Annotated in this window: 11 protein-coding genes; 5 read left to right on the plus strand and 6 right to left on the minus strand. The window is 64.7% G+C overall.

The genetic code is table 11. The features are described from left to right. Window position 1 precedes the first annotated feature (1 nt). The 6 genes from rsmA to lptF all read right to left on the minus strand — a co-directional run bounded on the left by rsmA (window position 2) and on the right by lptF (window position 7,631). Entirely contained in the window at window positions 2-859 is an 858-nt protein-coding gene (rsmA, locus tag RAD15_RS03105) for a 16S rRNA (adenine(1518)-N(6)/adenine(1519)-N(6))-dimethyltransferase RsmA (RefSeq protein WP_458174234.1), read from the minus strand. Continuing rightward, a complete protein-coding gene (gene pdxA, locus RAD15_RS03110) occupies window positions 859-1,884 on the minus strand; it encodes a 4-hydroxythreonine-4-phosphate dehydrogenase PdxA (protein ID WP_458174236.1) in 1,026 nt (341 codons plus the stop codon). Before pdxA ends, rsmA begins: the two co-directional genes overlap by 1 nt. Further along, window positions 1,884-2,810 carry a peptidylprolyl isomerase gene (locus RAD15_RS03115; protein ID WP_458174238.1) on the minus strand — a complete coding sequence of 309 codons (927 nt, stop codon included), beginning with the start codon at window positions 2,808-2,810 and terminating at the stop codon, window positions 1,884-1,886. The genes pdxA and RAD15_RS03115 overlap by 1 nt, the downstream gene beginning before the upstream one ends. A gap of 68 nt (window positions 2,811-2,878) precedes the next feature. Further along, entirely contained in the window at window positions 2,879-5,368 is a 2,490-nt protein-coding gene (locus tag RAD15_RS03120) for an LPS-assembly protein LptD (protein ID WP_458174240.1), read from the minus strand. Then, window positions 5,368-6,465, minus strand: a complete 1,098-nt coding sequence (lptG, locus tag RAD15_RS03125; protein WP_458174242.1) for an LPS export ABC transporter permease LptG — start codon at window positions 6,463-6,465, stop codon at window positions 5,368-5,370. Before lptG ends, RAD15_RS03120 begins: the two co-directional genes overlap by 1 nt. Then, on the minus strand, window positions 6,462-7,631 hold the full coding sequence (gene lptF / locus RAD15_RS03130; protein WP_458174244.1) for an LPS export ABC transporter permease LptF: 1,170 nt from the start codon (window positions 7,629-7,631) through the stop codon (window positions 6,462-6,464). Before lptF ends, lptG begins: the two co-directional genes overlap by 4 nt. 338 nt (window positions 7,632-7,969) lie before the next feature. Between lptF and RAD15_RS03135 the strand changes: the two genes are divergently transcribed. The 5 genes from RAD15_RS03135 (at window position 7,970) to RAD15_RS03155 (ending at window position 13,172) form a co-directional block, all read left to right on the plus strand. Continuing rightward, the gene (locus RAD15_RS03135; protein ID WP_458174247.1) at window positions 7,970-9,469 is read left to right on the plus strand and encodes a leucyl aminopeptidase; all 1,500 of its coding nucleotides are present in this window, start codon (window positions 7,970-7,972) and stop codon (window positions 9,467-9,469) included. 6 nt (window positions 9,470-9,475) lie between these two features. Next, a complete protein-coding gene (locus RAD15_RS03140; RefSeq protein ID WP_458174249.1) occupies window positions 9,476-9,928 on the plus strand; it encodes a DNA polymerase III subunit chi in 453 nt (150 codons plus the stop codon). Between the two features lie 166 nt (window positions 9,929-10,094). Further along, window positions 10,095-10,583: a hypothetical protein gene (locus RAD15_RS03145; RefSeq protein ID WP_458175015.1), complete on the plus strand. Its 489-nt coding sequence runs from the start codon at window positions 10,095-10,097 to the stop codon at window positions 10,581-10,583. 598 nt (window positions 10,584-11,181) lie between these two features. Further along, the gene (locus RAD15_RS03150; protein ID WP_458174251.1) at window positions 11,182-11,484 is read left to right on the plus strand and encodes a DUF485 domain-containing protein; all 303 of its coding nucleotides are present in this window, start codon (window positions 11,182-11,184) and stop codon (window positions 11,482-11,484) included. Between the two features lie 38 nt (window positions 11,485-11,522). Then, on the plus strand, window positions 11,523-13,172 hold the full coding sequence (locus RAD15_RS03155; protein ID WP_458175017.1) for a cation acetate symporter: 1,650 nt from the start codon (window positions 11,523-11,525) through the stop codon (window positions 13,170-13,172). The last annotated feature ends 48 nt before the right edge of the window (window positions 13,173-13,220 follow it).

Here is a 13,220-nt window from a genome sequence, read left to right on the forward strand (position 1 = left end):
GTTATCCAGCTTCGCTGCGTATATCCGCCAATTCACGTGCCATGGCAACAAAGCCTGAAATCGGAATGGTCTCCGCGCGCCGCGTCGCATCGACGCCGGCGGCAGCAGCGAGCCGCGCGGGGTCGACGCCCAGCGACTTCAGGCTTTGCCGCAGCATCTTGCGGCGCTGGCCGAAGGCTGCGGCTGCGACCTGTTCGAGCAGTTTGCGATCGCAAGGGAGAGGCTCGGCGCGCGGCACGAGACGCACGACGGAGGAGGTGACCTTCGGCGGCGGCACGAAGGCGGACGGCGAAATGTCGAACAGGATCTTGGTCTCGCAGCGCCAGTTGGCGAGCACGCCGAGCCGGCCATAGGCCTCCTCGTCCTCGCGCGCGACGATGCGCTCGCCGACCTCGCGCTGGAACATCAGCACCATCATCTCGTACCAGGGCGGCCAGGGTTCGGTCGTGAGCCAGTTGATCAGGAGCTGGGTCGCGATGTTGTAGGGCAGGTTGGCGACGATCTTTGCGCGTTCGCCATTGAGCCGCGGACGCGGGTCGAAGGTCATGGCATCGCCATGCACGATCTCGAGCCGACCGGGATAGCGCGCGGAAATATCCTGCAACGCCGGGATCGCGCGTTCGTCATGCTCGATCGCGATGACGCGTTTGGCGCCGAGCGCGAGCAAAGCGCGCGTCAAGCCGCCCGGGCCCGGGCCGATCTCGACGATGGTCGTGTCTTCAAGCGGCGCTGCGGCGCGCGCGATGCGCGCGGTGAGATTGAGGTCGAGCAGGAAATTCTGGCCGAGCGATTTGCGGGCCGACAGCGCGTGCTGGCGAATGACCTCGCGGAGCGGCGGGAGGTCGTCGATCGCGCTCATCAGCTTTGTGTCGCCGCCATGCGGCCCGCGAGCTTGAGCGCAGCGATCAGGCTCGAGGGATTCGCCTTGCCGGTGCCGGCGATGTCGAAGGCGGTGCCGTGATCGGGCGAGGTGCGGATGAAGGGCAGGCCGAGCGTGACGTTGACCGCGTCGTCGAAGGCCACCGTCTTGATCGGGATCAGCGCCTGGTCGTGATACATGCAGACCGCGCAGTCATAGGTGTCTCGCGCGGCTTCGTGGAACATGGTGTCGGCGGGCAGCGGGCCCCTGGCCTCGATGCCGTCGCTGCGTAGCGCTTTAAGCGCCGGTGCGATCACCGTCTGCTCCTCGTGGCCGAGCGAGCCGTCTTCGCCGGCATGCGGATTGAGGCCGGAGACCGCGATGCGCGGCCGGGCGATGCCGAAGCGGGATTTCAGCTCGGTTGCGACGATGCGCACGGTCGAGATGATCAGCTCACTCGTGAGTTGGGCCAGCGCATCGCGCAAGGAGACGTGGATGGTCACGGGCACCACAGCGAGCCGCGGCGACCACAACATCATCACCGGCTGCGGCACGCGGCCGTCTGCGGCTGCGAGCTCGGCGAGGAATTCGGTGTGGCCGGGATGGCGGAAGCCGGCGCGGTAGAGCACGCTCTTGGCAATCGGGTTGGTGACGACGGCGCCGGCGCGGCCCTCGCGGACATCGGTGACCGCCTGGTGGATCGAGGCGAGCGCGGCCGGTGCGCTCGATGCGTCGGGCTTGCCGGGCGCGGCCGTCGCGCGTTCGCCGATAGCTACCACGGGCAGGGCCTCGGGGAAGGCGGCCTCGGCCTCGCCCGCATTCACGGACGCGATCCTGACGTCGGCGCCGAGCGCCTGACTCAACGCCTTGGCGCGGCGGGCGATCAGTGCCTCGTCGCCGAGCAGATAGAAGGCGGGCAGGCTCAGTTCGCGGCGCCTGAGCCAGGCTGCGATGGTGATGTCGGGGCCGATGCCGGCGGGCTCTCCCAGCGTGAGGGCGAGGGGCTTTATCGGGTCGTTGGCCATCAGCGGTTGCGATATTCGATCATCGCCGCCTTGCGGAGCTCGTCGAGATAGGTCTTCTGGGTCTTCTCGTACTTCTCGGAGTACATCTTCTCGCGGATCTCGCGCTTCTTCGGCGTGTCGATCATGGTCGGCTTGCGCGAGCACAGCACGACCATCTCGATGCCGGCCTTGGTCACCTCGGGCGCGGTCAAATGGCCGATCGGCGTGTCGTCGAGCACCTTGCGGAGCGCCTCGGGCAGCTCCGCGGTGGTCTTGGTGACGCTGTCGCGGATGGTGGCGTTCGGCGTCGAGCGGAACAGCGAGTTGGCTTCCTCGCAGCTTCCGACGCGCGCGCGATAGCTCTCGGCTTCCTTGTGCCGCGTCTCCATGAACGCCTGGGACGAGCCGCGCGGCACGATCAGCACGATCGGCTGCATCTTGTATTCGGTGCCCTCGATCTGGAGCTTGTCGCCGGTCTGCGCCTGCACGGCCTGCGCGACGTCGCGCTCGCCCACCATCAGCTTCTCCTTGAAGCGGCCGCGCACGAGGCTGGTCCAGACCATCTCGGCCTTCATGCGGCCCTTCAGGGTTTCAGGACGGACGCCCTTGACCTCCAGCGACTTGGCGAGCTGCTCCGGCGAGACGCGCATGCGCTGGGCCATGCCCTCGAAGGACTGGTTGATGTCGGAGACCCCGGGATCGACGCCGTACTTCTTGCCTTCCTTGATCTTCACCTTGTCGTCGATCAGCTCGTTGATGACCTCCTGCCGGCTCGGGGTCTTCTGCGTCGTCAGCAGGTCGAGCTTGGAGCGCTGCTCGATGTCGAAATCGGTGATCGGATCGCCGTTGACCATGACGACGATGTTCTGCGCCCGTGCCGGCATGCCGGCCAGCAACAGGGCAGCGAGGACGAGGAGGAGGCGGAAGACAGGCAATGGAAACGTCATGGTTGTCGCTCGCATGTCAGCCGCGGTGAACCTGCGATCGGGAACACGCGGCCGTCACTTCAAACCGTTCACTGGAAGCCGCCGCTACCGGAACTGCTGCTCGTCGACGAGGTCGCCAGCGTGCGCAGGCCGATCTGGAACATGAACGCGTGGCTCAACGTGGGCGGCGTCGAGCCCGCAGAATAGCTATAGGAGGTTACGTAGTTCGCCGCCAGCACGAAGCAATCGTCGACATAGCCGGCACCGAGCACATACTGGTTGATCTTGTTGGCCTGGAGGTCCCAGCGCGCCGAACCCGTCACCACCCAGTTGGTCGCGACCTTCAGCGAGCCCGAGGTCAGGATGCCCTCGCGGTGCGTCAGATAGCCGAGTTCCGGCTGTGCCGCGTAATTGCCGTACAGCATGCTGACCGACCAGCGATCGAAATTGGCGCGACCTTCCGCCTCGAAGCGCTGCACGTTCCAGGTCTGCTCGTCCATGCGGGAGCGAACGCTGAACGTGTAGGTGCGGTTCGGCGAGTAGCTGGCGCTGGCGACGTAATCGGAACGCGGCTTGTCGAGGCCGGAATCGATGCCCGTATTGATGGAGTCCTGCACCGCGTAGGAGTTCATGCCGAACAGCTGGTAGGACTGGCCGAACAGCACCTTGACGGCACCGCCCCTGTCGAACTGCGTGGTGGACTGCACGCCGACATTGGCGCGGCCGCCGCCCTCGACGCGGTCGTAGCCGGAGAACTTGTCGACGCTGAACAGGTTCGAGGCGTCGAACACCATGCTCTGGGCATCCTCGTTCGGAAGCTTGCCGGCGTAGGTCTCGTTCGGACGGATGATGATCTGCGCGATCGGCTCGATGGTGGTCGAGCCCCAGGGCTGAACGTTGATGAAGGGATAGCGGTATTCGAGGCCGACGGTCGGCATCAGGCGGAACGCCTGGGTGTCGCCGACGGGCAGGTAGTTCGACACGCCCGGCTGGTTGGAGACCGAGGAATTGATCGCATCGGCGCGCAGACTGGCGAATGGCGTCCAGATCTGGCCGAACGGGTCGGTGTAGGACTTCCGCCACTGTGCTTCCGCGGTCAGGCGGGTGTAGGTGCCCGGGAAGCCGCGCAGCAGGCACTGCGACGGCGTGCGCGCGAGCGGATCGGCGGATGTCGTCGTGCACAGGCTGTTGGTGTTTGCGACTGTCGTGATCGGATCGAACGCCGCGCTCTCACGCGACAGGTTCACGAAGTTGGTCTTGTAGCTGAACTCGCCGCCGAAGACCGGATAGTTGAGCACGTTCGAGTAGTCGATCACGGGGTAGACGATCGGCACCTGGCTCTGGTTGCCGGAGAAGCTCAGCCAGTACATCGTGCGCGCGTCGAAGAAGCTGCGATTGCCGACGCCGGTCAGATAGAGCTGCGAGAGCGCGTCGGTCGGCAGGTTCAGGAACGAGCCCATCGGATCGCGGTACTGCGCGAGGCGATAGTCCGACATGAAGTAATAGTCGGAGAGCACGACGCCGTCCCAGCCCCAGACCCATTTGTCGTTGAGCGCGAACTGGCCCTTGGTCTCGACGCCGCCGCGGAACTGGCGGTCGCCCGGCAGGCCGGCGAACTGGCCGGGATCGAGCTGGTCGATGCCGTAGACGCGGATCTGATAGGCGCCGTCCATCAGGCGCTGGCGGAACTCGGCCTGGAACAGCACGCCCTGCTTGGAGGTGATGCGCGGGCTGAAGGTCGCGTCCATGTCGGGCGCAATCGCCCAGTAGAACGGGATTTCGACGCCGTAGCCGAACGCGGTGTAGGACGTGAAGCCCGGCATCAGGAAGCCGGTCTTGCGCTTCACCGTCGGGTCGGGCGTCGAGAAATAGGGCATGTAGGCGAGCGGCACGCCGAAGAATTCGATCTGTGCCGTCTCGAAATACAGCATCTTCTCCTGCTGGTCGTGGATGATGCGCGCACCCTTGACCTGCCACAGCGGCGGCTTCTTCGGATCGTCCTTGCACGGTGCGCAGGCGGTGTAGACGCCGTTCTCGAACACCGTGTAGTTGCCGCTGGAGCGGTCGGCGCGGCTCGCGGCCATGCGGGTCTGGTCGGCGGTGTCCACGCGCAGCGAATCGACGAAACCGTCGCGGTAATCGTCGGAGAGATCCATGATCTCGGCATAGGTGATCTTGCCGTCGGCATCCGTCATGCGGATGTTGCCTTCGGCATGGAGCCGCTTGGTCTTCTGGTCGTAGATGACCCTGTCGGCCTCGACGCTGGTGCCGTTGTAGAACAGCTGGACGTTGCCGACCGCGGAGACGCGCGAATTGTTGTAGTCGTAGTCGACCTCGGTCGCCTGAACCAGCATCTGGTTGTCGTTGGCGACCTTCGGCGGCTTCGGACGCGGCGGCAGCGGATTATAGGTGAACTGGGCCGAAGCCGGCGCCACGGCGGCGATGTCGAACAACCCGCCGAGCGAGGCGGCGGCGACGACCGCGAGCAGGAGCCTGCGCACGGACAAGCCGCTCCCGTTCGTGCGCACCGATGTGCGCAGCGTCAAACGAGACACAGGTCCTCGACGGACGGCAGTCACTAACCGTCCTCCTGGTACAACAAGGCCAAAAAGCCGGTGAGGCCGCCCACCACCACGGGCAACCACGCCGCAGCGATCGGATGCATCAACTCAGCCTTGCTCAAGTCTTCAGTCACTTTCGACAGAACGTAGAGCAGAAAGCCTGCGCCCACGCCACTCAAAACCATCTTCTGCACGCCGCCCATCCGGAAGAAGCGCAACGACACGGAGGCCGCGAGCATCACCATGGCGGCAAGCAAAAACGGCTGCGCCAAGAGCTTTTGATACTGGAGTCGGTATCCAGCTGTCGCGAAGCCCGAGCTCTCGGAGGAGCGGATGTAGCTCGGTAGTTGCCAAAAGGACACAGTCTCGGGTGTGGAAAAGCTGTTGCGGACCTGCGCCTCGGTCAGCGTCGTCGGAATCGCCAGAACGGCCTGGTCGATCGGCGGCGAGTCCAGCGAGAAGCGGCGGACACCTTTGAACAGCCACTGGCCGGCCTCCAGCGTCGCCTCGCGCGCCTCGACCCGCTCCTTGAAGCGCTGCTCTGTGTCAAACCGGAACAGCGTGAGCCCCGTGAGCCGGACGCCCTGCTGCTCGCTGCGCGCCGCGTTGATGATCGTCTGGCCGTCGCTGGTGACCTGATTGAGCCAGAAGCCGGAGGCGTCCTGGATGCCGCCGCCGGGCGCCGAGCCGAACAGCTCGGCTTCCATGCGCTTGGAGAGCTCGCGCAAATTGGCCGACATCGGATTGTAGGCGACGGTGGCGATCACCCCGATCAGCAGCGCGCTGCCGAGTGCCGGCGAGATGAACTGCCAGGCGGAGACGCCGGCGGCGCGCGCGACCACGAGCTCGAGCCGGCGGGAGAGGGCGAGATAGCAGGTCATGGCGCCGATCAGCATGCAGAACGGCGTCAGCTTCTCCAAAAGCTGCGGCACCCGGAACAGCGAGGTCTCTGCCACCATGATCGCGGAGGCGGATGCGAGGCCCGAGGTCTTGCGCACCATTTCGATGTAGTCGACCAGCACCAGCAGCAGGAAAATGCTGGCGAACACGCCAAGCGCGGCGACCACGAAGCGGCCGGCGAAATAGCGCCCGAGTGTGTTGGTGAGCATGCTCATGCGGTGGCCGGCCGTCGGAACAGCCGCGCGATGCGCGCGTTCGATCTGTTGATGGCCTCCATGAGGCGGGCAGGCGGTTCGACCACAATGCCGCCGACGATCATCCACAGCCCGACGCCGATGGCGCCGATGACCATCGCGTATTGGACCAGCACCGGACCCTGCGACTTCACCGCCATCACCGAGCAGGCGAAACCCGCCATGCGCAGGCCGAACACCGCGATCACCGAACCGCCGATCGAGAAATTGCGGCTCTGGCGGGTGGTGCGGGGCGCACCGAGGAAGGCGAAGGTCAGCACGGCAAAGGCGAAGGGATAGATCGGCGCCAACAGACTGTCATGCAGGGCCGAGCGGAACTGGCCGGGAATCTGCTTGTAGACGGGATCGTCCTCGGACGGGGAGAGCAGCTCCCAGAGATAGCGCTCGCGGATGCCGAGGGTGACGTCGCGGCCCTGGTTGCCGAATTTCGACATGTCGAAGCCGTAGCGTCCGAATGCCACCAGCGCGGGATCGCGCTTGCCGGCCTCGAAGCGCTGGAGATTGCCGTCCTTCAGCACCAGGAACGAGCCGTTTTCGTTCTTCACGACCTCGCCATGCTCGGCGACGATCGAGACGCGCTCGTTGGGATCGCGGCGGTCGTCGATGAAGATACCGGCGAGGATGCCGCCGGGCAGGCGCTCGCGGATCCGGATCGTCAGGTTCTTGTCGAGCTGGGCGAAGCGGCCGGGCTGGAGGATGTTGGTGAGCACGTCGGCGGTGATCTCGGCGTCCCACTGCTTGATCCGCCGCATACCGTCCGGCGCCAGATAGGCCGCGATGAAGGCGACCAGCAGCGCGACGACGCAGGTGGCGTAGAAGAACGGATAGAACAGCCGGAACGGCGAGAAGCCGGCGGCATTCATCACGATGATCTCGGAATCGGTCGCGAGCTTGTTCAGCGTGTGCGAGATCGCGATCATCAGCGCGATCGGCGAGATGATCAGGACCAGGGCCGGCACGACGAGGCTGGTGATGCCGAGAAAGGTCAGGATGGTCTGACCCTGGCTCGTCATCAGGTCGATGCCGCGCAACGCCTGCGTAATCCAGATCACGCCGGTAAGGCTGACCAGGACGAGCGCAAACGACGCCAGCGTCGTGCGGAAGATATACCTATCAATTGACCCCATGCGCTACCGCACGAATCCCACCAAGCCCCAATGTCGGCCGGAATTCCAGCTGTCCAACCAATCCCCCGTCAGGGGATCCCCAAGGTCGGCCAACCACCTCTTCCGCCGGCTACTCTCTCACTACCATCCCTTTGATCCGTCAACAAAATGGCTGCCCCGTGGCACCCTCAATATATGGTTAATATTTCGCTCGTTGTGGCCTGGCGGCCACGGGGGCGCTTGGCATCTGCCGCGCCGCTGGCCCATAGTGCGGAAGGTCCAGTGAATCGCCGTTCAGGTCCGGCCCGAGGCCGCGACCGCCTATCGGCAAAAAGTCCCATGTTTTGGAGGAGTTACCCATGTCCGATGCCATCAAGGTCGGCTTCGTCCCGTTGTCATCAGCCGCCCGTGGCATTCTGGTCGTGTTTTGTGACGACAGCCTGAAGCTGGGTCCCGCCACCGCCAAGGCGCTCGGCGGCGCTGGCGAACTTGTGAAGCGGGCGGCCTCCGCCGCCGCCTTCAAGGGCAAAAACGGTGCGGCGCTGGACATCCTGGCCCCGGAGGGGGTGAAGGCCACCCGCCTGATCGTGATTGGCGCCGGCAAGGCCGCCAGCCTGAAGGCGAACGACTTCCTCAAATTCGGCGGCGTGGCGGCGGGCAAGCTTTCCGCCGGGGCCGCCGCCATGACCATCATGGCGGAGCTGCCCGACGGGGCCATGACGAGCGAGCAGGCCGTCGCGATCGCCTCGGGCCTGCGGCTGCGCGCCTACAAGTTCGACCGCTACAAGACGAAGAAGAAGGACGGCGAGGAGGGCGCCTTGCGCGCCGACATCTCGATCGCGGCGGGCGACGCTGCTGCTGCGAAGAAGGCGTTTGCCTCGGCCGGCCATGTCGTCGACGGCGTGGTCATCGCGCGCGACCTCGTCAACGAGCCGCCGAACGTGCTGTACCCCGAAGAATTCGCACGCCGCGCCGCTCAGCTCCGCAAGCTCGGCGTCAAGATCGAGGTGCTCGACGTCAAGGCGATGCAGAAGCTCGGCATGGGCGCGCTGCTCGGCGTCGGCCAGGGCTCGGCGCGGCCGAGCCGCACCGTGATCATGCGCTGGGACGGCGGCAGGAAGGGCGAGGCGCCGGTCAGCTTCATCGGCAAGGGCGTCTGCTTCGACACCGGCGGCATTTCGATCAAGCCGGCCGGCAGCATGGAGGACATGAAGGGCGACATGGGAGGCGCGGCCTGCGTCGTCGGCCTGATGCACGCGCTTGCGGCGCGTAAGGCCAAGGTCAACGTGGTCGGCGCCATCGGTCTCGTCGAGAACATGCCCGACGGCAATGCGCAGCGGCCCGGCGACATCGTCACCTCGATGTCGGGCCAGACCATCGAGATCATCAACACCGACGCGGAGGGCCGCCTCGTGCTGGCCGACGTGCTCTGGTACGTCGCCAAGAAGGTGAAGCCGAAATTCATGGTGGACCTGGCGACGCTCACCGGCGCCATCGTGGTCGCGCTCGGCACCGACCATGCCGGCATGTTCTCCAACAATGACGAGCTTGCCGACCGGCTGCTCGCGGCCGGTGCCGAGAGCGGGGAGAAGGTCTGGCGCATGCCGCTCGGACCCGAATACGACAAGCTGATCGATTCCCAGTTCGCCGACATGAAGAACACCGGCGGCCGCCATGGCGGCTCGATCACCGCGGCGCAGTTCCTCCAGCGCTTCGTCGACGGCACGCCGTGGGCGCATCTCGACATCGCCGGCACCGCCATGGGCGCGCCGAAGACCGACATCAACCACAGCTGGGGCGCGGGCTACGGCGTCCGTCTCCTCGATCGCCTGGTGGCGGATCACTATGAGCGCAAGTGACCTGCGATGACTGAAGTGCTGTTCTACCATCTGCAGAACATGACGGTGGACAATGTGTTGCCGCCGCTTCTCGAGAAATCGCTCGAGCGCGGCTGGCGCGTCGTGGTGCAGTCGACGTCGGAAGAACGCGCCGACGCGCTGGACGCTCACTTGTGGACCTATCGCGACGATTCCTTCCTGCCGCACGCGACATGGCGCGTGAACGACGCCGCCGACCAGCCGATCGTGCTGGCGATCGAGGAGGGCAATCCGAACGGTGCCAATGTCCGTTTCCTGATCGACAGTGCCGTGCTGCCGCAGGATGCGCAGGGCTATGAGCGCATGGTGCTGCTGTTCAACGGCGACGATCCGGACGCACTCGCTTTGGCCCGCAGCGCCTGGACGGATTGCAAGGCGCGGGGATTTGATGTCACCTATTGGCAGGCCGACGAGCGGGGCCGGTGGCAGCGGCGGAATTAGCGGTCTTTCGCAGTTAATGATAATTTGCACTTTTCGGGCGATGATGGCTTTGGTCACCTTCGTGCCGCAAAGTGATGTTGGGACAAACGCTTAGGGCTGGTCCTTCACGCGGGGAATTTGGTTTATCGTGCGACATCAAAAGCTTCCCAAGTCGCTCATAGTTGCGTTGGTTGCCGTAGCACCGCTGGTCGCGGGCTGCTCGGGGACCGATCTGCTGTCGAAGGACGCCGAATGGTTCCAGAAACCCGGCCGCCTCTTCATCAGAAACATCTCGATTGAATCGCCGCCGCTGACGCCCGACAAGCCGGTTGGAGCCGAGGATCTGGTCAGTGCCGACGGTGCCTGTCCCGGCATGACGCCGGCGCCCGGGCCGGCCGACGCCAATGCATCGACGACCGCGTCGGCGCCGATGGGTGGCACGGTCGCGCTCGGCCACACCGAATGCGACGTGGTGCGCGGCATCGGCGCGCCTTCGAACGTCAACCTGTCCGGTGATGCAGCAGGCCGCCGCGTCGCGGTCGTCACCTGGACCACCGGTCCGCGTGCCGGCATCTACACCTTCACCTCCGGCCGGCTGTCGTCGATCGAGGGCAATCCCGAGCCGCAGGTCGTGCCGAAGGCGACCAAGCCGAAGCCGAAGAAGAAATCGGCGTAAGGCAAGCTTGCGGGACGGCTATGGGCCGTCCCTTCATTGCGTCTTCGTACGACAGGATCTCACCGCTCGGTCTCCGGCGTCTGGCTTGAGCGAGACGACGCTGAGCTTCACGCTGTCATCGGCACGAGGCGAATTCAGACGCGCGAGCCAAGGCTCATGGGACATGTTGATGCTGACGCCGGCCTCGTTGCACTGGTCCAGTGCGCGCTACGTGGTGCGTCGGTCTCGAAACTGTTCGCCGCCACGAATTGACAGTGCATGCGCGTGACCGAAGTCAGCGAATATTTGTTCGAGTGCTTTCCAGTCTTCGGCCGGCGCCTTCAAATGGCTACATCTCTGGACCCCTCCGGACCGCCCATGAAGAGGCTGCGCGGACGGTCGCTCGTGAGCTGAACGCCCGACATCAAGAGGTACGGAAATGAGGGCCGCCATCATGTTGGCGATGGCTCGCCGTTCGCCACGCGCATCATAGGGATCAACCGGACTTGATCTGGATCATGGAGCCTTGCCGTCAGGCAGTACAGGCTGGGATTGCCCGCGAGATAAGGGCCCGCTTTGACGGCAAGAACTCCAGAGGATCATTCCAGGGACCATCGATGTGAGCAACCTCGCCAAGATTGAACGCGATCCGAACTACCAGGAGCTCGTGCGCCGGCGCTCGTCGCTGGGCTGGATGCTGTCGGGGGTCATGCTTGTCATCTACTTCGGCTTCATCCTGCTGGTCGCCTACGCTCCCAAGTTTCTCGGGATACCGCTGGGCAGCGGCGTGACGACCATCGGCATTCCAATCGGACTAGCCGTCATCGTGCTCGCCTTCGTGCTGACGGGTATCTATGTCCGCCAGGCCAATTCCAGCTACGACGTGCTCATTCGCAAGATTGTCGAGGAGAACCGCTCGTGAAGAAATTCTCCTGGCTCTCGGTGTTCCTGCTCGCAAGCATGCCCACGATCGCGCTCGCCGCCGGCACCATCGAAGGCGGCTCCAAGCAGGCGACCAACTGGTCGGCGATCGGCATGTTCGTCGGGTTCGTCGGCCTGACGCTCGTCATCACCTATTGGGCCGCCAAGAGGACCGCTTCGGCCGCGGATTTCTACTCGGCCGGCGGCGGAATTACGGGCTTCCAGAACGGACTTGCGATCGCCGGCGACTACATGTCGGCAGCGTCCTTCCTCGGCATTTCGGGCCTCGTCTATACCTCGGGCTACGACGGCTTGATCTACTCCGTTGGCTGGCTCGTGGGATGGCCGATCGTCACCTTTCTGATCGCCGAACAATTGCGCAACCTCGGAAAGTTCACCTTTGCCGACGTGACCTCGTTTCGGCTCGGGCAGACCGAGATCCGCATCCTGGCGGCGTGCGGCTCGCTGGTGACCGTTGCGTTCTATCTCATCGCGCAGATGGTCGGTGCCGGCAAGCTGATCCAGCTGCTGTTCGGTCTCGATTACTGGATCGCTGTCGTCCTGGTTGGCGGCCTGATGATGATCTACGTGACGTTCGGCGGGATGAAGGCGACGACCTGGGTGCAGATCATCAAGGCGGTGCTGTTGCTCTCGGGTGCAACGTTCATGGCCGGCGCGGTGCTCTACAAGTTCGGGTTCAGCCCGGAAGCGCTGTTCACCAAGGCAACCGAGGTGCATCCCAAGAAGCTCGCGATCATGGAGCCCGGCAGCCTGATTTCCAATCCGCTCTCGGCCATCTCGCTCGGCCTGGCGCTGATGTTCGGAACGGCGGGCCTGCCGCACATCCTGATGCGGTTCTTCACCGTGAAGGACGCCCAGGCGGCCCGCAAGTCGGTGTTCTACGCCACGGGTTTCATCGGCTATTTCTACATCCTGACCTTCATCATCGGCTTTGGTGCGATCACGCTGGTCTCGACCGACGCGATGTTCCTGGACGGGAGCATTCTCGAGAAGACCAAGAGCGGAATCGCGGCGATCAAGGGCGGCTCCAACATGGCGGCGATTCACCTCGCGAACGCCGTCGGCGGCAACCTGTTCCTCGGCTTCATTTCGGCCGTTGCCTTTGCCACGATCCTGGCCGTCGTGTCGGGCCTGGCGCTGGCCGGGGCATCATCCATCAGCCACGATCTCTACGGCATGGTGATCAAGGGCGGGAACGCCAACGAGCAGGACGAGATCCGGGTCTCGAAGATTGCGACCCTGGTGCTCGGCGTGCTCGCGATCTTCCTGGGCATCGTGTTCGAGAACCAGAACGTCGCCTTCATGGTGGGGCTTGCTTTCGCCATCGCGGCGTCCTGCAATTTCCCCGTGCTGGTGATGTCGATCTTCTGGCGGGGCCTGACGACGCGGGGCGCCGTGGTCGGCGGCTTCCTGGGTCTGGCTAGCGCGGTCGTGGGCGTGGTCCTGTCGCCGGCAGTCTGGGAGACCACTCTTGGCTTCGCCAAGGGCTCGGCTCCCATCAAGCTGGACAATCCGGCGCTGTTCTCGATGGCGCTCGCCTTTGCGGGGATCTGGCTGGTCTCGATCCTGGACCGCAGCAGGCGCGCCGCGGCCGATCGCGATGGCTTCGAAGCACAATATGTCCGATCCCAGACCGGTATCGGGGCTGCTTCGGCCACGGCCCACTAACCGGGGATCTATGCGACGTCGCTCTAGCACCGACCGGCTCATCTGAAC

The sequence above is a fragment of the Bradyrhizobium sp. 14AA genome (assembly GCF_054185205.1).